This is a genomic window from Devosia sp. LjRoot3, from assembly GCF_964252865.1.
GTDB lineage: Bacteria > Pseudomonadota > Alphaproteobacteria > Rhizobiales > Devosiaceae > Devosia.
This window is the reverse complement of sequence record NZ_CAXUPK020000005.1, coordinates 17,821-36,037: the sequence shown is the minus strand read 5'-3', so window position 1 is coordinate 36,037 and position 18,217 is coordinate 17,821. Positions and strand designations below refer to the sequence as shown.

The 18,217-nt window shown below is 59.0% G+C and carries 22 protein-coding genes and 1 pseudogene; 5 read left to right on the top strand and 18 right to left on the bottom strand.

The genetic code is table 11. The features are described from left to right. Positions 1 to 308: 308 nt before the first annotated feature. Entirely contained in the window at positions 309 to 590 is a 282-nt protein-coding gene (locus ACSQ2A_RS17480) for a hypothetical protein (RefSeq protein WP_436073268.1), read from the bottom strand. Between the two features lie 90 nt (positions 591 to 680). On the opposite strand from ACSQ2A_RS17480, the gene ACSQ2A_RS17475 reads away from it, so the two are divergent. Next, on the top strand, positions 681 to 884 hold the full coding sequence (locus ACSQ2A_RS17475; protein ID WP_436073267.1) for a hypothetical protein: 204 nt from the start codon (positions 681 to 683) through the stop codon (positions 882 to 884). A gap of 509 nt (positions 885 to 1,393) precedes the next feature. Here the strand turns inward: ACSQ2A_RS17475 and ACSQ2A_RS17470 are convergent. After that, positions 1,394 to 2,179 (bottom strand): SDR family NAD(P)-dependent oxidoreductase, encoded by a 786-nt coding sequence (locus ACSQ2A_RS17470; protein ID WP_436073266.1) that lies wholly within the window; start codon positions 2,177 to 2,179, stop codon positions 1,394 to 1,396. Between the two features lie 542 nt (positions 2,180 to 2,721). On the opposite strand from ACSQ2A_RS17470, the gene ACSQ2A_RS17465 reads away from it, so the two are divergent. Further along, complete coding sequence (locus tag ACSQ2A_RS17465) at positions 2,722 to 3,084, top strand: response regulator (RefSeq protein ID WP_436073265.1); 363 nt, start codon at positions 2,722 to 2,724, stop codon at positions 3,082 to 3,084. A gap of 123 nt (positions 3,085 to 3,207) precedes the next feature. Here ACSQ2A_RS17465 and ACSQ2A_RS17460 read toward each other — a convergent pair whose 3' ends face one another. Further along, positions 3,208 to 3,441: a hypothetical protein gene (locus tag ACSQ2A_RS17460; protein ID WP_436073264.1), complete on the bottom strand. Its 234-nt coding sequence runs from the start codon at positions 3,439 to 3,441 to the stop codon at positions 3,208 to 3,210. A 5-nt stretch (positions 3,442 to 3,446) separates the two neighbouring features. Beyond that, positions 3,447 to 3,608 (bottom strand): DUF3606 domain-containing protein, encoded by a 162-nt coding sequence (locus ACSQ2A_RS17455; RefSeq protein ID WP_436073263.1) that lies wholly within the window; start codon positions 3,606 to 3,608, stop codon positions 3,447 to 3,449. A 153-nt stretch (positions 3,609 to 3,761) separates the two neighbouring features. On the opposite strand from ACSQ2A_RS17455, the gene ligD reads away from it, so the two are divergent. Further along, on the top strand, positions 3,762 to 5,693 hold the full coding sequence (gene ligD, locus ACSQ2A_RS17450; RefSeq protein WP_436073262.1) for a DNA ligase D: 1,932 nt from the start codon (positions 3,762 to 3,764) through the stop codon (positions 5,691 to 5,693). A 112-nt stretch (positions 5,694 to 5,805) separates the two neighbouring features. Here the strand turns inward: ligD and ACSQ2A_RS17445 are convergent, their stop codons facing one another. From ACSQ2A_RS17445 to ACSQ2A_RS17380, 14 genes and pseudogenes are all read right to left on the bottom strand, one after another. After that, positions 5,806 to 6,504: an urease accessory protein UreH domain-containing protein gene (locus ACSQ2A_RS17445; RefSeq protein ID WP_436073261.1), complete on the bottom strand. Its 699-nt coding sequence runs from the start codon at positions 6,502 to 6,504 to the stop codon at positions 5,806 to 5,808. Positions 6,505 to 6,668: 164 nt separating this feature from the next. Continuing rightward, positions 6,669 to 7,499 (bottom strand): MotE family protein, encoded by an 831-nt coding sequence (locus ACSQ2A_RS17440; protein WP_436073260.1) that lies wholly within the window; start codon positions 7,497 to 7,499, stop codon positions 6,669 to 6,671. A 111-nt stretch (positions 7,500 to 7,610) separates the two neighbouring features. After that, positions 7,611 to 8,981, bottom strand: coding sequence for a chromate efflux transporter (gene chrA / locus ACSQ2A_RS17435; protein WP_436073259.1), 1,371 nt, complete (start codon positions 8,979 to 8,981; stop codon positions 7,611 to 7,613). Next, positions 8,978 to 9,145, bottom strand: a pseudogene (locus ACSQ2A_RS17430) (sulfurtransferase); the annotation flags it as partial. The pseudogene ACSQ2A_RS17430 and the gene chrA, both read right to left, overlap by 4 nt. 359 nt (positions 9,146 to 9,504) lie before the next feature. Further along, positions 9,505 to 10,773 carry a L,D-transpeptidase family protein gene (locus ACSQ2A_RS17425; protein ID WP_436073258.1) on the bottom strand — a complete coding sequence of 423 codons (1,269 nt, stop codon included), beginning with the start codon at positions 10,771 to 10,773 and terminating at the stop codon, positions 9,505 to 9,507. Between the two features lie 76 nt (positions 10,774 to 10,849). Further along, on the bottom strand, positions 10,850 to 11,176 hold the full coding sequence (locus tag ACSQ2A_RS17420; RefSeq protein WP_436073257.1) for a hypothetical protein: 327 nt from the start codon (positions 11,174 to 11,176) through the stop codon (positions 10,850 to 10,852). 118 nt (positions 11,177 to 11,294) lie between these two features. Then, a complete protein-coding gene (locus tag ACSQ2A_RS17415; RefSeq protein WP_436073256.1) occupies positions 11,295 to 11,810 on the bottom strand; it encodes a DUF305 domain-containing protein in 516 nt (171 codons plus the stop codon). Between the two features lie 62 nt (positions 11,811 to 11,872). After that, entirely contained in the window at positions 11,873 to 12,475 is a 603-nt protein-coding gene (locus tag ACSQ2A_RS17410; protein ID WP_436073255.1) for a DUF930 domain-containing protein, read from the bottom strand. 416 nt (positions 12,476 to 12,891) lie between these two features. After that, positions 12,892 to 13,176: a copper-binding protein gene (locus ACSQ2A_RS17405; protein WP_436073254.1), complete on the bottom strand. Its 285-nt coding sequence runs from the start codon at positions 13,174 to 13,176 to the stop codon at positions 12,892 to 12,894. 22 nt (positions 13,177 to 13,198) lie between these two features. Continuing rightward, complete coding sequence (locus ACSQ2A_RS17400) at positions 13,199 to 13,669, bottom strand: cupredoxin domain-containing protein (protein ID WP_436073253.1); 471 nt, start codon at positions 13,667 to 13,669, stop codon at positions 13,199 to 13,201. Positions 13,670 to 13,683: 14 nt separating this feature from the next. After that, complete coding sequence (locus ACSQ2A_RS17395; RefSeq protein ID WP_436073252.1) at positions 13,684 to 15,072, bottom strand: multicopper oxidase family protein; 1,389 nt, start codon at positions 15,070 to 15,072, stop codon at positions 13,684 to 13,686. A gap of 19 nt (positions 15,073 to 15,091) precedes the next feature. Then, the gene (locus ACSQ2A_RS17390; RefSeq protein ID WP_436073251.1) at positions 15,092 to 16,531 is read right to left on the bottom strand and encodes a TolC family protein; all 1,440 of its coding nucleotides are present in this window, start codon (positions 16,529 to 16,531) and stop codon (positions 15,092 to 15,094) included. Beyond that, positions 16,528 to 16,746, bottom strand: a complete 219-nt coding sequence (locus ACSQ2A_RS17385; protein WP_436073250.1) for a hypothetical protein — start codon at positions 16,744 to 16,746, stop codon at positions 16,528 to 16,530. The genes ACSQ2A_RS17390 and ACSQ2A_RS17385 overlap by 4 nt, the downstream gene beginning before the upstream one ends. A 166-nt stretch (positions 16,747 to 16,912) precedes the next feature. After that, positions 16,913 to 17,413 carry a hypothetical protein gene (locus ACSQ2A_RS17380; protein WP_436073249.1) on the bottom strand — a complete coding sequence of 167 codons (501 nt, stop codon included), beginning with the start codon at positions 17,411 to 17,413 and terminating at the stop codon, positions 16,913 to 16,915. Between the two features lie 85 nt (positions 17,414 to 17,498). Here ACSQ2A_RS17380 and ACSQ2A_RS17375 point away from each other — a divergent pair, with 85 nt between their 5' ends. Together ACSQ2A_RS17375 and ACSQ2A_RS17370 are read left to right on the top strand one after the other, a co-directional pair. Next, complete coding sequence (locus ACSQ2A_RS17375; RefSeq protein WP_436073248.1) at positions 17,499 to 17,648, top strand: hypothetical protein; 150 nt, start codon at positions 17,499 to 17,501, stop codon at positions 17,646 to 17,648. 7 nt (positions 17,649 to 17,655) lie between these two features. Next, the gene (locus ACSQ2A_RS17370) at positions 17,656 to 18,141 is read left to right on the top strand and encodes a hypothetical protein (protein WP_436073247.1); all 486 of its coding nucleotides are present in this window, start codon (positions 17,656 to 17,658) and stop codon (positions 18,139 to 18,141) included. Positions 18,142 to 18,217 lie beyond the last annotated feature (76 nt).

The following is an 18,217-nucleotide window of genomic DNA, read 5'->3' as shown; positions in this document are numbered from 1 at the left end:
GCCGGTCGAATAACGCAGCGGTCGCCCTGGAAACGTTATCAGGGTCGTGGAGGCATTAGGGACAGGTTTCGAGCTATAGTCTCTGCTGCCGGACCCGGCCGTGAGGCCCGTCGAGCGAGTTCGACTCAACGCACGGGAGCGTCAGCCTGCCCGCCCTGCCCCTCTTGAATCAGAGAAGGCGTCGGATGGGCGCGGGGTTAAGAGGATGAAGAATGAGCGGCGCAACAATCTTACTCTCCAGAGATGTCGGGACCATGGAGCGGGACATCGATCAGTTTGCGTGAATGTGCTGCGGATAAACGTTCACGTCAGTTCAGCTCGACCAAATTCATTGCAATTGCCTCGTCGAGATGATCCTCGATCTCGAGGAAGAGCGCATCGATGATGGCTCGCCGCTCTCGCGCTGTTACTGCCTCCGCGGCGCCGACCTTGAGCGTAAAGCCGCGCAATTTGTGCTCTTTGCGAAGCGAAAACCCAACCCGGAATTCGATCACTCCGGGTGAGCTCCAAAGGTCGACCATGAAAGTTTCGAGATAGAGCTTGTACCGGTCGATAAGCCCTTCGCTCAGAGTATCGACATAACCTTTCATCGTGGATGCCGCCCTCCATCCAATAATGGCAACTTATCCACGAAATCCCCGCTTTGTCACGCGGGGCTATGTTGGGCATGGAGGAACACCATGCAAAAGCACCACAAGCCCATCATTGGGCAATTTCTGACCGGTCTGGCAATCGCGACGATCGCGGGCACCATTATCACGCCGCTTGGCACGCAGACATTCAGTCCTGGTCTGGCCATGTCGGGCATCATCGCAGCCTCGATTTTTCTTCTCATCGCCGCGGTTACCAATCGTATGCCTTCGAAGCGACCCGGCGGTGAATAGGGCGGAATGAAGTCCCTATCGCCGATTGAGTAGCCAATGTTCGTGAGTTCGACGTGGTTGCGCTCAAGCCCGACCACCGCGAAGCGGGCGCGTGGCGTGGCTATCTGCCTACTGCACCGCCGCACTACTTAGGTGCTGGCGTGGGCAAAATGGTGATGCCTCCTCCTGGTGCGTTACACTCTGGGCACCTCTGTTCGGTTTTGAAGCTGTAATCTACTTCAACATCACCATGGGCAAGGATAGCCGCGTCGTAGTCGATTTCGTGTTTATGAGCCAGACTGACGCTGCAATGGCTTACGAGGACACACCCCGCCGCTTTGAATTGAGAAAGACGCGTGATTGCAGTCACGGCCCTTGGCGGAACGTTGGATACTCTCATGGCCGCTGTCTCCCTCATTCGGACTTCATGTCTGGCTCAGCGCTGTCCCATTGCAGCAACGGCAGAAATGCGACCGGCCCCGCAATTTCTGCTCCCGCTTTCACAGAGGCCGAAACACTGCGTCTGGGCCCTACACCGTTTTGAGCCAACCCCCGTCGACGAAATATGTTGAACCGGTGGAGTAGCTGGATTTGTCTGAGCACATGAAGACAAAGAAATTTGCCAATTCCTCTGGTGTTGCGAACCTCTTCATGCCGCCTGCCTCATTGGCGACGTTCTGCAAATAGCCTTCCCAGCCATCATCTCCGGCGATTTGCCTGGCTGTCTTAATCCAGTCGGGTGTCAAAACCAGCCCGGGATTTATTGTGTTTACCCTGATGTTGTCCGCGACTACCTCGTTGGCGAGGGTCTTGGAAAACATCATCAGCGCAGCCTTGGTGGTATTATAAATCGGCTCGTACCAAAGCGGCTGGACCGCGCAGATCGACGCATTGTTTAAGATGACTCCCCCACCGCGCTTCTTCATGCCCGGAACCAGTCCGCGTGCCAGCCGCACGGCAGCCATGACATGCAGATCCCAATAATACTGCCACTTGGCGTCATCAGCCTCCGCGATAGTCTCATTCGAGCCCGTGCCGGCATTGTTGATGAGGAGATCGGCGGCTCCAAAAGCCTTCAAAGTCCCCGCGACGACCGCATCGCAGCCCTCGGCCGTGGCGACATCGGCTGCGATTGCGATGACAACGACGCCAAATTTGTCAGCCACCCTCGCCGCCTCGTCACTACCGCGTTCACTGTTACGACCGACAAGCACCAGGTTCGCGCCCTCTGCAGCAAGACCTTCAGCTATGGCTAATCCAATGCCCACTGTGCCGCCGGTGATGACAGCGACCTTATCACTCAAGTTCAAATCCATGCCGTATCCTCCCAGTGCACTATCATCCGCTTTCCAACCACGGATTTCCAGAAGGAACGGGTGACGCTCCAAGCCCTCCGAAGCTCAAGCGGAAATGTCGAGATCGATAACAGATGGTCAACCACTGGATTGGGCTATCAGCCTGACAAGCATTCAGTCCACTTCTGCGCCATCCCAACTCGTCAATCTCAGAAACGGCAAGATCTATGCGCGATTAGCCCAACGGATCGCCGGCCCGATATTGGCTTGGACGCATCCCCGCTATCGGTCGCTCTATCGACATTACTGAGGGGAGCTCTCATCCCTCGTCTACCGGTTTTGGCGGTTAATGCCGCCACGGTTGCTGGAGGAATGAGACCGAGGCGGGCGGGATAAGGGCTCGGCTGCCGTTTCGTTGGCCGGGGCGGGAAACCGGAAAAACCATCCCCGTTCCCTATGCCACCGTGTCCGGTTGACGCGCATCGGTCTCGGCTTTTTAATGATCCGACAATTGACTGGTTCCGTCACAAAGTTACCTATGCGCATCTGTATGAACCGTTGCGATGGCCACGATTAAACGGACTGCCCTGTTGCTCGAAGACGAGCCACTCATATCGATGGATCTGGAAGCGACACTGGCCGATGCCGGCTTCGCTGTTGTGCCGGTGATGACCTGCGCTGACGCTCTCGCTTGGCTGGACGGCCACACCCCTGATGTCGTGGTCGTCGACATCATGCTCAGGGATGGTCCATCCGATGCCGTCGTGGAAAAGCTGATCGGCTCAGAGATTCCCTTCATCGTGCATTCCGGCGACCATCCAAACATGCATGAAAACACACCTTTCGCGCATGGGGCGTGGGTTCCAAAGCCTGCACAAGGCACCGAGCTGGTGCGCGTCGCCCGCGAGCTAGTTTGCGGTTCGTGAGATCCCCATTAGCGCCGCAGCTGCCTCGATCATGTTGATCGGCTTTGAGTGCAGCGGCACTTCGTTGAAGCGGTGCGGAATCGCTGCTCGTTACTCGCTGCTCGCGAAGATGAAAGGCAACTCCTACGCGACCATCTGGTCCGCGAGTGGGTAAACCAGCTGTCGACCGAGGTTGATGTTGACGATCGCCGCGTCCGGCTTCATCTCGCGCAACGCATCGAACCCCTTTTCAAGAGTGACAACCGGACCCAGCACGATGCCGTTGTGCTCCTCGATTTGATCAACGATGTCGAAGGCAAGAATGGGTTCATCCTCGACGACGAGGATTCGCCGTCGAGCGAGGTCGATCGCAGCCATGGCGTTTAGTCCTTCAGCTTCTTCTCGACCGCTTCGCGGCTGTTGCCTTCGGATTTCACGGCCTTCTTGACCTCGTCCTTGGTTGCCCCGGATTTCTTCGCCGCGTAATCAACTTCATGGTCCTGACCGCCTGCGACCTTTGCGCGATCCTGCTTGTTGTTGGGCATATCGTCCTCCTAAAGGATTGAATCAGCTATCCTTCAACGGTGACCGGGCCGTGCGGTTGCGCGTGCTGGTAAGGCGCTGAAAAGACTCTTGTTTTCGAATCGGAACTGATTCGTCGGCTGGCGATTGAATCCGCCGATGTATCCGAGTTCCGCATGCCGGCCGTAGAGGCCGCACTCCGCAAAAAGCGGTCACCCCGCAGGGACTCAGAATCTACCCCTACACACCCCCTCCCCGACTTCCGTCCGTTCCAGCTCTGCACATTGTCGGAGACCATTCCAACCGGCGACGGGTGGTTGTTCGAGATGAAGTACGACGGCTATCGCGCCCAGATCGCCATCACGGGCTCTGAGGTCCGGGTCTACACACGCAACGGGCATGACTGGACCGAGAAGTTCAAGGTCATCCTATCGCCGCTCAAGACCCTGACGAAGGGCGCGGTGCTGATCGACGGCGAGATCGTTGCTGTCGACAAGGCCGGTCGCACGAACTTCTCGATGCTCAAGACTGGGATCGCTGCTGGCATTCCGCTGAAATTCTACGCCTTCGACATCTTCGAGAAGGATGGCGAAGACCTCACGAAAAAACCGCTGATCGAGCGCAAGGCAATCCTCGAGGAGCTGATCGGCGAGCGCGACGCCGACGATAGCCTGCAATACAGCCACCATGTCATCGACGGCGGCAACGCCTTCTTCGACGCCATGGCTGCAGGCGGCCACGAAGGCATGATCGCCAAACGCGCCCATGCTCGCTACGTCGACGATCGGACCAAGAGCTGGCTCAAGATCAAGTGCACCAAGCGGCAGGAGTTTGTCATCGGCGGCTGGCGCCCCAGTGACAATGGCCGCGGCATGGCCAGCTTGATCGTGGGCACTTACGAAAAAGGTCAGTTCACATATCGCGGTCGGGTCGGCACAGGCTTCAGCGAGGCGATGAAGGACAAGATCATGGCGCAGCTTGAGAAGCGGCGGCTGGCCAAGCCCGCCTTCGCTTCGGTGCCCCGGGACATTGCTCGAAAGGCGTTCTGGGTGAAGCCCGAACTCGTCGCCGAAGTCGCATATGCCGAGATCACGCCAGATGGATCGCTGCGTCACGCATCGTTCCAAGGTCTGAGAGAGGACAAGAAGGCGTCGCAAGTCGCACTGGAGGTGCCGGCAGACGACACGGCCTCGGGCCTCGATCCTGTCGTCGGCATCGAGATCGCGCAGGCGCTGGGCGTGAAGCTGTCGAACCCCGAGAAGGTCATGTACCCCGGGACTAAGATCACGAAGGCGCATCTCGTCGCCTACTACGCCGCGGTCGCCGACAAGATGCTCCCCCACCTCAAGGACAGGCCGCTCTCGCTGGTTCGCGGCACCAACAACGACCTGGAGAACACGTTCTTTCAGAAGCACGCTCTAGCGGGCATGCCGAAGACGCTGAAGTCGGGTAAGCTTACGAAGATGAAGGGCACGGAGGCCCGCATTTTGTGGATCGAGGATCTCGCGGGGCTCGTCGGCGGCGTGCAGATGAACACGCTCGAATTTCACGTCTGGGGATCGGACCGTCATGAGCCGGACCTTCCCGAGCGCATGGTTTTCGATATCGATCCCGACGAGGGCCTGGGCTTCGGCGACGTGAAGCAAGCAGCAACGGACATCAGGGATATCCTTGGTGCCGTCGGTCTGCAGTCATGGCCGCTTCTTTCCGGCGGCAAAGGCATCCACGTGGTGGTGCCTCTGGTGCCTCTGGCCGACTGGCATGAGGTCAAGGAATTCTGCCAGGACTTCGCGGAGCTGCTCGCGAAAACCGATCCGCACCGCTTCGTCGCCAATATGAGCAAGGCCAGGCGCAAGGGTCGCATGTTCTTGGACTATCTCCGCAACGGTCAGGGATCGACGGCTGTCTGCCCGTGGTCGACGCGAGCTCGCGCAGGCGGGACCGTGGCAGTGCCCATCACATGGAACGAGCTGGCTGAGATCGATCGCGCCAATGCCTTCGACGTCTTCGCCGCGGCTGAGCGAGCGCAAGGGCCTGATGCGTGGAAGGGATATTTCGAGGTCGATCAGGTGCTCACGGAGCGGATCAGGCACGTTGTGAAGAGATGATCCTGGCGGGAAAGGGGTGGTTTCCTGTCAGTCCGCTTTTTGTTGGCAGGTGAGAAAAGGAGCCCCTCAGGTTGCCCTTTTGATATCTCTGTCGCTGCGCCATCTTGCAGGCTCAGCCCACAAGCTGGCTTGTGGCCACAAGGAGAAGAAATAGGCCCGCCACTCCTTCGATCATCCGAGGAAGATTGGGAAACCGCGCAACCTGTGCCGCCAATTGGGCGGCTGCGAGCGTGGCAAGAATTGCGACGCCGGCAAGAACGCAGCCTACCCCAATCAACATGGAAACAGCGAACATTGCGCCAGCCACCGGCACCCCCTGCGTGATTGCGAGGACCATGATGAAGAGCGTTAGCGGGCACGGCACCAGCCCTGCAGCAAACCCAAATAATCCACCTCGCAGGTGGGAGTGCGCTCGCGGGCTCGCGGCTCTCCAGATCATCCAGGCTGCGATCGCGACCAGAAACCAGCGGCTGATGTCCTCGAGCAAGGGGGCGCGGCCGGCCTGGGTAATGTTGCGAGAGACCAGCCAATTGGCGAATAGCGCGATGACCACGGCGCTACCGATATGCACTGCACTCAGTAAGGCGGACGTAGAGAGGCTTGGCCACATCCGCGAGCGCTCACCAACAATATAGGTCGCAAGAACCAGCTTGTTGTGACCAGGCGTCATCGCATGAGCGAAGCCGAACAACACGGCAAAGGGCATGACCGACAAGAGGCCTGCCCAATCGCCCGATGCCGAAAACGCCAGAATATGCTCGGAGACGGAACTCTGGATCGAAGCCTGAAGGGATACTAGCCAGGCGAGCATGTAGCGATCAGCTTCATTGTTACGGCCGGGTGGCCTGCACTATGGAGGAAGGTACCGGAAGCCGGTCCAGCTTCAAGGAAGCAACCACCAAATTAGGCACCATCATTTGGGCGGGACTGAGCCCCAGCACTGATTTTGCAGGAGCGCAATCAAGCGGACGCTGCCTAGGGTTGCGCCTCCTGGCCGTTCTCGATCATCAATACTGTCAACGCCTGAGCCCGCGTCGTATTCATCGCCGCCATGATCGGCGACATTTTCCGCGGCGACATATTCGATGCGATCCGCAGCAGCACCTCGTCGGGCAGCCCCGACATAACCAAGGCCGCGTCCTGAGGTTTCATATTCTGGTAGAGCGAGACCATTTCGGCAATCTCTTCCTGGCTTTGCTGGTCTCGTGTCTCCACCAATGCGTTGATGCTCTGCTCAAGCGCGGTGAGCTCGGCGGTGCGCTCCTCAATGCGCTTGGCTGCTGCGTCGAGCAAAAGCGCCTGCTGATCAAGCTTTGCCTCTTCTGACTCAAGACCTTCGCGCCTCTCGCCGAGACGCAGCAGCAATTCCTCGTCGGTGGTCCCGACGCCGCTCGCGCCCGCAATCGGCACCACGCCCGCTGGCGTGAGCATCATGGGAACCGCGTCGACGAGCTCTTCACACTCGCGTTCAGCGCCCTCGACGGCCACCCTGGGCGTGGCAGCCGCTTCGCCTTCGGCCGGCAGTTCCACGGGAATTGCACAACGATCAGGTGACAGCGCTGCAGCACCGACGATCGAGTTCGTTGCGCTGCCTTCTGGTGGGCCGACGACCGGCGCGGAAAGATCGATGGTCGATGAACCGTCAAGCAGGACCGGTGCTGCGTCGTTGAGAGTGGGAGAACCAATCGCAACTTCGGCATTGCCCTCGCTCTGGCCCTCAGGCGCTGCCGTTGGCACCGCCAACGCTGGGCCAGACAGCAGCATCAGGACCGCCAATGCAGTCGATAGCTCGGTAAACTTACGCATCGCTTGAGGCCCCATATCGATCCTGTGGGGGAGGATAAGCCGGGCAGATTGAATTGCGCCTAAACCGATCGGCGCAATTCTACCCATTCACTTGGCGTTGCGGAAGGGTGCCTAAGTCGCAACCCCCACAGCGAGGCCGAGCACACCCATGATTGCAAGAACCGGGACCATCCCAAGCTTGGTCCGAAACGTCAGAATTGCGGCGAGGACGCAAAGGCCGAGGGCGATCCAGTCGATGGTCAATGGGTCCGGCAGCGACATATGCAGGGGCCCGAAATCGACGGCATCGACCTCCTGGAAAACGACATGAAGGCCAAACCAGATGGCAAGGTTGAGAATGACGCCAACAACAGCGGCAGTGATGGCGGCAAGAGCGCCTGAAAGTGCCTGGTTCGACCGCAACCTCTCAATGTAAGGGGCACCGAGGAAGATCCAGAGGAAACATGGCGCAAAGGTAGCCCAGGTGGTGAGTGTCGCCCCAATCACCCCGGCGACGGCGGGATTGAGCCCCATCGGATCACGGTACGATGCCAGAAAGCCGACAAAGCTCAGGACCAGAACCAGCGGCCCGGGCGTCGTCTCGGCAAGAGCCAGGCCATCGATCATTTCGCCGGGGGCCAACCAGCCAAATGTCTGTACCGCTTCCTGGGCAACGTAAGCCAGAACCGCATAGGCTCCGCCAAAGGTGACGACCGCCATCTGCGAGAAAAACGCGTAGGACGCGGCAAACGTCGATTGCCATCCGGCGGTAACCCCAACGATCAGAAATGGCAGAAGCCAGATCGCTCCCCAGCTGAGAAGCACTTTCAGCGCATTGCGCCAGCTCGGGTCGGCAGGGGTGACCAAATTGTCGATCACGGCCGGTCCATATCCGGCCTTTGCCTTTCCGCCATGGCCGCCACCGACAAACAGCTCCGGACGTTGCCTTGCGCCGAAATATCCGAATAGCCCTGCCGCGAGCACAACGATCGGAAATGGCACCGCAAAAAAGAATAGAGCGATGAAGGCGATTGCGGCGAGCGCCACCATCACCCCATTACGCAGGGCCCGCCGACTAACACGCAGGACCGCTTCGACAACGATGGCCAGAACGGCGGCCTTGATCCCGTAGAAAATGTTGGTGAGCAGATCGGTCTGTTGAAACGAGGCATAGGCGAGTGAGAGGGCCAATATGACGATAAAGCCGGGAACGATGAAGAGTGTTCCAGCGACAATCCCGCCCCTCGTGCCATAGAGCAGCCAACCAATATAGGTTGCCAGCTGCTGTGCCTCGGGGCCCGGCAACAGCGTGCAATAATTGAGGGCGTGGAGGAAGCGTTCTTCGGAAATCCAGCGCCTGTCCTCAACGAACTCCTTGTGCATGAGCGCGATTTGGCCGGCCGGTCCCCCAAAGGAAAGGCATCCCACGCGCGCAAAGACGGCAGTCATTTCAGCAAAGCTCGGGAAGGCCGGCGCATCGATCGGTGTGGTGGGCGCGTTCATGCCCGCGCTCCCTTGCCGGGCCAGTTATTCGTTTCACCCGTTGCGTCGCGACACCATCGGTAGAATGCATCGTAAAGGCCCATGCCCGCCTCGAGTTGTTCAAGATCGTCCGAATACAGCTGGGACAACCCCAAAGACGCGTCCAGAAATCCGGGAACCTCGGCAAGCGTGGCCGGAGAAGCTAGCGACGGCACATTATGGACGTGATCGATCGCGTCATGGAGATCTAATATCTCGCCACCATGGGCATGGCCGTCATGGTCCTCAGCTTCAGCCATCGCCGCCGCTGCAGACGAATGCACGGACACAGCCAGCACTGGTGACGCCAGAAAAGCGGCCACCAGCAAAAATAAGATCGATAGCTTATTCAAAGTCGATCGGGTCATACGCACACCAATGCCGGACCTGGGTTGATACACGCTTAAAGCGACGTCATTGTGCCATTTGTTCGCAAACCGGTTGGGGGAAAGACCGAGGGCAAGGGCGAACCGCCAGTCCCTCAGCCCGCCTCGTACGGTCTCTATCAGCCTTCGAAGTTGACCTTGCCCGCCATATCGAACTCGTAGACATCGTCTCGGAAGCTGACGACGCCCTGGCGGTTCGCCCAGGCGGATATGTAGGTCGTGTGCAACTCGACCGGATTGGCGACATCAACGTCCTTGCGTTCGCCGGTTGAAAAGACGTTCCCCACCTCGGCCGGACTCCAATCGCCGTTGTCGCGCAGAACCCAACCCACGAAATCCTGCACCTGGTCCACCCGGACACAACCGGAGGAATAGAAGCGCGCATTCTCACCGAACAACCCCTTGGTCGGGGTATCATGCAGGTACACTGCGTGGGGATTATGGAAGTTGATCTTGACGTTGCCCATGGAATTCTGCGGTCCCGGATCCTGGCGGAAATTGTAGTTGACCGCTTCCTCGGTCTGCCAATTGATGTCCGTCGGCTGCAGTTCCCGACCGCTGCCGTCATAGATGCGGATTTTCTGCTCGGTCAGATAATTCGGGTTCTCGTTCATATACTTGATCAGATCCCGGCGAATGATCGAGACAGGCACGTTCCAGAACGGGTTGAAATTGATCTGGTGTATGCGACTTTTGAGGATCGGGGTCTGGCGGTCGATACGGCCCACGACTGCGGTGTGCCGCCGTTGCACCATGCCGCCTTCGACAGTTTCGATGAAGGCGGCGGGGATGTTGACGACGACGTAACGGTCGGCCAGAGCCGGCGCCATCGCCTGGACGCGCAACAAATTGAGGCGCAGCTGATGCAGCCGGGTCTCTGCCGGCACGTTCAGAGCGTACCAGGTGGCTTCATCTACTTCCCCGCTGACCTGGAGGCCGTGGCGGGCCTGGAACCGCCGCAAGGCGGCGTCGGTGGGCGCATCGAAGGTATCGTCAACCCGATCGACCATCGGCATGTCGACCGACGAAAGCAACCGGCGCTTGAGTTGAACGACGCCGTCGCGATTGACCCCCATTCTGACCCCGTAGGTTTCCTGGGGCACCTGCTCCCAACCGCCCGCGATGACGAAAGGTTCGTACTGGGAAATGGCGAGCTGGAGATTATTCGCGGTGTCGTAGGAGAGGATCGGCTCCACCGTGTCGATGGCCTGGATCGCTGCGGCGCTGTTGGCTTCGCGCTCCGCATCGCTCAAGGTACGGCTCTGGTTCATCATGTCCCAAAGGGACTGGGCCTGCGCCCTTTGAACGAACGGCAGTGTGGCAGCCGCACCTATCGGCAGCAGCCTCAAGAAATCTCTTCTTTTCATGGTCTTTTCCGTAGCAATCATTCGCGGTTGGGTTTTCCGCCGACGTGCTGCACGAACCAGGTCTCACGACCTCTGCAAGGCAGGCTCGGCGACAAGGTCAACCTATCCGAGGTGGCCGGAACAGCTTGTTCTGAAGAGGCGTAGGCGGAGCCTGCAATCCGCGTTGGATGCCGTGGATCGACGCCGAACCGGAGGAGGAAAGCTGGACAAAGGCAATCGCCGGCAGGGCAAGTGCGAAGGAACAGCAGCCTATGGCGTGCAAGGGTTCTTTGGCACAATCTTCCTGGTGGTCGTGGTGAAGGTCGATCGCGGTGACGTTCGCGGATGTCGAAATACCTGCTGCGCTCACCTGCGGCGAGGAAAGAGCAAGAACGACTGTCGCGAACAGGATGGGCAAAAGCCCTCGAACGAACCTGAGGATCAACATTCTCTTCCGTCGGGATCGATGCCCCACCGCACCCATACTTATCCGGAAATCCGGCGACAATGGGAAGTACCGGTAACTCCGGCGTCACCGGTTTCCTGTTGCATCTTCATGACGATCAGAGACGGTCCCGGATGGCCTGCATCTGCTCGATCTCCTGGCGCTGGGCCTCGATGATCTCGCCGCAAAGCTGAAGCAGTTCCTGGTCTGAGATATCTGCCTCACGGCACATCAGGATGGCGCCAGAGTGGTGCGGGATCATGGAATCGATGAACTGGCGGTCGTCGATGAAGCCTTGGGCGCGCGTCGCCCAGAAAGACAGCAACGTCAGCAGCAAGAAGGCTGCGTAGAGCGCGAGGTTCATGCGCTTGTTCGAAAACATGCCCGGCATCGTGGCGAGCATGAAGATGCCCATTGGGGCCCACATCGTAACCGCCATATAGAACATGTTGAGGTTGTTCCTGAAATCGTGCCAACCGTCGATCATTGAGAACATGACAACGTACATCACGATCAGCCCCAGAATCATATTGATCCAGAACATCAGGTAGGGGCGGCCGTGGCCTCCATGATCGTGCTGTCCATGACCCGGGGCATGGTGGTCCGAGCCGGAGTGTTGGGCGTGGTCGCTCATAGTCATCTCCTTTTTTGCCGACGCAGCCTTGAGGGGTGCGCAGCATCCAGAACGCATTTATGTTAGTCGTCGTCAAAGTCCTCAGGGATGAGATTGTGCTCCTCCCAGAGCTCACGCGGTATCTCCTCGCCGAGCCGATACCGAAAGTGTTGAATGCTCTCGAGATCTTCGCCTGGCACACACTCGAACTCAATGTGATACCACTCCCGTGCGATGCGGATGGCGCCACCTGTTGCTTCGAGCTGCCCTTCCGCAAAAGTCGTTGGACCAAACGAGGATGGATCAAGCGAATCTGGTTCCGGGCCCGATCGGTCCATGCGAACCTGCTCCAAAGCCTCTATGTTGCAGAGCTGGGTGACCCGTTCTTCGGGAGCCAGAAGCGGCAGTGTCTTGCGAACCTCCTCGCTGCCATTCTCTTTAAGAATGCGGGCTGTGAACAGCTCCTCCGCTTCAACGAAACCGTCGTTCGAAGCCTCGTCAGCTTTATCTTCCGGAACATCTGACAATTGCGGCGCGATCACCGCCGGGGCGCCGGTCGCAGGGCTCATCAGATCGGACGAAATCTCCGCGGGATACAGTTCCGGCGCCACCGGTTCGACATCCTGCGTTTGTGGACTTGGCGGTGTCTCGACGACATCAGCTTCGCTTACCAGTTCGACTTCCACGACGCGAAATCGAGCTGGTACCAGAGGCCGTGTCGACAGGAACTGAAGGGCAGCTCCAATCGCTAACGCGTGGGCTAACCCAGACACAAGGAGAACGAGAAGCTCTTGGGAGCTGCGTGTTCGCCACCTTGCCTCTTCGAAACTGGCGTGGCCTTCGAAAGCGATTGACGGGAATGCCATATGTTCGCTCACAGCAAAGGCTTCTCTCGACCGCAAATGCCTGTCCGTCTCGGGGGCGATAAGGTTAACCTGTGTTCCGAGGGTAAGGGTTGCAACAGTGGTAAGGTCAAGGTCGCGCCTATACCAAACGTCATTTAGTGCGAGCTCCGCGCCATAGGCTGGTCAAGAACTCGGAACAGTCTGCCAAACTCCGCCGTCGCAATGGGCGGAGGCCGGTCGCCCGGCCTCCTTCAAAATCAGTTTGCGGGTTCGATCTTGACCACAGTGATCTTGCCATTGACGCGGTCGGCCTCGAATACGACCCGGTCACCTGGCGCAAAGGACTTGAGCTGAGCAGGGTCGGCCATGGTGAACACCATGGTCATGCCATCCATCCCAAGGTTGGTAATCGCTTCGTGCTTGAGGGTGATCTTTCCCTGAGCTTCGTTGATCTTCTTCACTTCCCCCTGGACCGGGACCGTGGCTGCCATGGCGGAGGCGGGAAGAAGGGCGATGAAGGCGGCGAGGATGAGTTTACGCATGGATTAGCTCCTGGTTCTACGATTATTGGACGATGATGGTGCCGAACATGCCGGACTCGCGATGTCCGGGAATGAGGCAGGAGAAGTCGAACTCGCCGGCAGTGGTGAATTTCCAGACGATCTCGCCAACCTTCTTTGGAGCGACGCGCGCAGCATTGGCGTCGTCGTGTTCCATGTCGGGGTTCTTGGCCATCTCGATGCCGTGCTTGAGATTGGATTCGAGATCGGCAAAGACCAGTTCGTGATCGAGCTCGCCAGTGTTGCGGATAACGAACTTGACCTGCTCGCCGGCCTTGATCTTGATCTGGTTGGGAACAAAGGCCATGCCTTCGTTCGTTTCGCGCATGGCGATCAGAACCATCCTGGCAGGCTTCGACGGGTCGCCGGGCTCACCGTAGACCAGGGCCTCGCCGTGATCGTGACCAGAATCGGCCAGGGCCGGATTTCCGGCGGCCAGCAGCGCCATGACGGCAAGTATGAGGTATTTTTTCATGTGCATCTCTGTGCTTAGTGGTTGGTGTGGTCAGCGCCAGGTTTGACCACCTGGACTTCTGTCGTTGTCGATGCATCGAACTGCGGTGAGGCCGCTCGCTCGATCGCCTGGGATTCGCCTGTCCATTCGTAGGAGACGGTCCCGGCCGGGTGCTCGAACCAACCTGGATCTGAGTAGTCGTGGGTGGCGATGCCCTCGCGCACCTTCACGACGGAAAACATCCCGCCCATTTCCACGGCGCCGAACTGGGCCCAGCCAGTCATCATCGGCAGCGTGTTGTCGGGGATCATCATTTCCATCTCGCCCATCTCGGCCATGCCGGAAGCGCCCATGGACATGTAATCGGGCACGAGTGCCTGGATCTTTTCAGTGAGCACATCGCGATCGGCGCCGATCCAGGTTCGAACGTCGTGGCCCATGGCGTTCATGGTGTGGTGGGATTTATGGCAATGGATGGCCCAGTCTCCCGGCTCGTCGGCGACGAAGTCGAAGGCACGCATCTGTCCGACGGCGCAATCGATCGTGACTTCGGGCCAGGCGGCTTCTTCCGGTACCCACCCTCCATCGGTGCAGGACACTTTGAAGTCGTAGCCATGCATGTGGATCGGATGATTGGTCATCGTCAGGTTACCGAACCTGATGCGGACCTTGTCCCCTTTTGCGACCACAAGCGGGTCGATGCCGGGAAAGGCCCGGCTGTTCCATGTCCAGAGGTTGAAGTCGGTCATGGTATTGACCTTGGGCAGGTAAGCGCCAGGCTCGATGTCGTAAGCATTGAGCAGGAACACGAAATCGCGGTCGACCCGACGGAATGCTGGATCCCTCGGATGGACGACGAAAAAGCCCATCATGCCCATGGCCATCTGGACCATCTCGTCGGCGTGCGGGTGGTACATGAAGGTCCCGCTCTTGCGCAGCTGGAACTCGTAGACAAAGGTTTTACCGGGGGGAATATGTGGTTGCGTGAGGCCCCCTACCCCATCCATGCCGCTGGGCAGCAATTGGCCATGCCAATGGATGGTTGTGTGCTCGGGCAGTTTGTTGGTGACGAAAATGCGGACAAAGTCGCCCTCGACCGCTTCGATCGTTGGCCCGGGCGATTGACCGTTGTAGCCCCAGAGATGCGCAACCATGCCCGGTGCGATCTCCCGAACGACGGGCTCGGCCACGAGGTGGTATTCCTTCCAGTTGCCTTTGATACGGGGTGGAAGGGTCCAGCCGTTTAGGGTGACGACGGGATTGTAATCGGGTCCGCTGGTGGGAACGAGCGGGGGCTGCATGACGGCTTCCGTCATGGTCGCAGCTTCAGGAATGGAGGCGGCCTGGGTGCGGCCGGATACAAATCCTGCGCCGAGCAAAGCCGCCCCGGATGCGCCCAGGAATGAGCGACGGGAGAAGGTCATGATTGTGGGCTTTCCATGATCAGCGTTCTTCTTCGGAATTGCCTGCGTCTTCAGAGCCACCGATGAGGGCAGCCTGGAAGTCGACGGCGGCGAGGAAGAAGTCGCGTTTGGCCTCGATGGCGGCGACATTGCTGTCGATGCTTTCGCTGGCCGTGGTGAGCAGATCAAAAACGTCTGTGATCATGCCGCTATATTCGAGCATTGCCTGCTCATCGATCGTGGCGCGCAGGGGCAGAATGCGGTTTCGGTACTGCCACGAGATATCGTAGGTCGATCGATAGGCGATATATGCGGACCGAACTTCCGAGCGGATGTCGATGGCCTTAGCCGCTAGGAGGTTTACCGCCTGCATGTACTGTTCGGTGGACCGCCGCACACCTGTCCCGCCCAGATCGAAGATGGGGATTTCCATCTCGATCTCAAAACCGAACGTATCTTTGGTGGACGTGCCTTCTTCGGTGGTTTCGACCGTGGTATTTGCCATGCCCGCGAGGTCGAGGGCGGTGACGTACCGCGTGGCGTTCGTCAGACCGAGGGATTTCTCCATGGCCTCAAGCTCCAGGCGAGCAACCATCAAGTCCACACGGCGCGTGATCGCGTCGGCCTCGAGGCGTTCCGAACTGGGCACCGTGTCGGGGAGTTGAGGCAGCTGGCCGGGTAGCTTGAAGTTTAGTTCGGTGCCCCATAGCCCGAGCAACCGGGTCAGGGTTTCGCGATCGATGCCCGCTTCCATTTTGGCTTCCGCCAGTTCGGCGGAGACTTCCGCGTAGAAGGCACCGGCGCGCGCCTGCTCGAGCTTGGTGGCGGCGCCGGTTTCGCCAAGTTTGATAGTAAGGTCGGCTGCCGCCTCCGCCGTGCTTTGACCCTTTTCGAGCAGCGCCACCAGTTGGCGGGAGGCAACGGCGTTATAGTAGGCCCGCCGGGTTTCGGCAGTCAGGCGGAACGTGGCATCGACGGCTCGGAAGCTTGCGGCCTTGAATTCGGCTTCTGCAGCGGCCTTCCGAGCCGGCAGCGTAAACAGGGAGAGGATGCTGCCGACAAGACGCCGTTCGATTTCGAACTCGCCGCTGCCGATCAGCTTGCCAATCGAGAAGCTCGGGTTGATCGGAAGGCTGGCTTCGACATAATCCGCCTCGGAAATGCCTAAGGCATTGTATTCAGCCTGTAGGCCCCTGTTTTTGAGCAAGGCAATCTGAACGGCGCTGTCCGCGGTCAAGGGCTTGGCAAGCAAGGCCTCGACCTGAGCCATGGCGGAAATCTCGTCAGCGGCAGTAACGATCTTGGCCGCTGTCTGACCAAGTTCCTGCCCCACGCGGGTGGAAACCTCCGTCATTCCGCCATCAGGGGAAAACGTCGCGCAACCGGCGAGGACAAGAACTGATGCGCCCGCCAGAAAAATCCGAACGATTCCCGTGACCGACAGTTTGGTCGCGACAGCTTGAGCAACGAGCGTCGTCATTGCGCACCCGCCTGCGGGCCGACCGCCTGGTTGCTTTCTATCCAAGGCTTTGGCTCGACGGGGACGAAGTGGCGCGTGCCGGCCGTCACCGGAATATAACGGAGATACGGTACTGGGGCGTTGGGGTCAGCAGGACTGAAGCCCGCTCGCTGTACCGGCATCGCCGAACACGCGGACAGGCTGGCGGCTGCTGCCACCAGAGCGAAAAATTTCATGGTGATCCTCTGGATCAAGGCAAGTCGGCCACCCTCGAGAGAGGGCGACATGTGACAGGCTTCAGCAGGCGCAAAGGGCCGCCGAAGCGATCGAAGGCACACAATCTCCTGACTTCAGCCGGCGTGCGAATGCAGAGCCGGAGCCATCAGCGAGAAAGCGTTTCGATCAGCCGTGAATGGTGCGAGGGGGACGTTCCAATGCCACGCCCAAAGACTGGTGCCGCTCAGGCTTCAGTCCGGAAAACGCCGCCTTGCCGATGACGACAGCGACGAGGGCATCGGGGAACGCGACCGAGAGGGCCGCATGGCAGTTCAATGCACAGCACGGCGAGCCGGCGCCGGCGTCATGGTGATCGAATGGCCCTTTTTCGGGCGACGTGGCGCACCCACCATCATGCAGTCTCGATCCCGAAGGGTGCTCGGTGTGCATGTCTGCGATGGCGATGCATGCAGCCGCTTCCGGTCCGGTTACGGGGCCAACACTCGCCATGGCAATGCCGATGTTCGTCGCGAGAAACGCAACGAGCGCAATAACGGCAACGATGGAGCGTGCAAACGGGCGCATGGGGACGGAAAATACCTGATCGGTAATGATTCGCCAGTGCCCAATTGTCACAGCCCGGTTTCTACTGGCATTTGCGCCGTTGACTTGGAGAATTTTCGGCACGCTATCCTATCCAGAAGTCGCCGGTGACCCGGGTAATCCTATCTGGCCATCCCTAGCTTTCACGAAATTCGGATCGAACAGGAAAATGAAAGAGGATCGACCCCCGGCAATGCCGGCCTGGGTGAAGTGGCTGGCAGTTCTTCTGGTGACGCTATTGCTGGCCGCAGGTCTGCTCGCTACTTTTGGCGGCGGCAATCACGGCCCAGGGCGCCACTTCACCACCGAACAGGGCTGAGCGTCACATGCTCTCGTTGCGCAAGACGGTGCTGGTGTTCCATGTAGCAACGTCGGTGGGCCTGATTGGCGCCGTATCCAGCTTTCTTCTTCTTGCAGTGGTCGGCCTTTTTGACAGCCCTACCGTTTACGGTGCTGCCGATGTCATCGCCCGCCTGGCTATCGTTCCGCTCGCGATTGCGTCGCTGGCGATCGGTCTCGTACAGGCGCTCGTTAGCCCATGGGGCATCTTCAGGCACTACTGGGTGATCGTGAAGCTGGTCACGACCGCGATCGTGCTCGGGGTGCTACTGCTGCAACTTCCTGGAATATCCACACTTACCGAGATTCCATCGACCGATATGGACCTGGCCGCAAAGGTGGCGTTAGGGCAGTCCCTCGTCCTCCATTCGGTTGGCGGGCTTGCATTTTTATTGCTGTGCCTCGTGCTTTCCGTGTTCAAGCCAAAAGGGCTAACGCCATATGGATGGCGGAAGGGGAAGAGAGCGCCTTGAGGCAATTGTGAACTGCGACATTTGCTCTTGACCTTCCCATCGTTGGAAGGACTACATACATCGACAGTCAAGAATA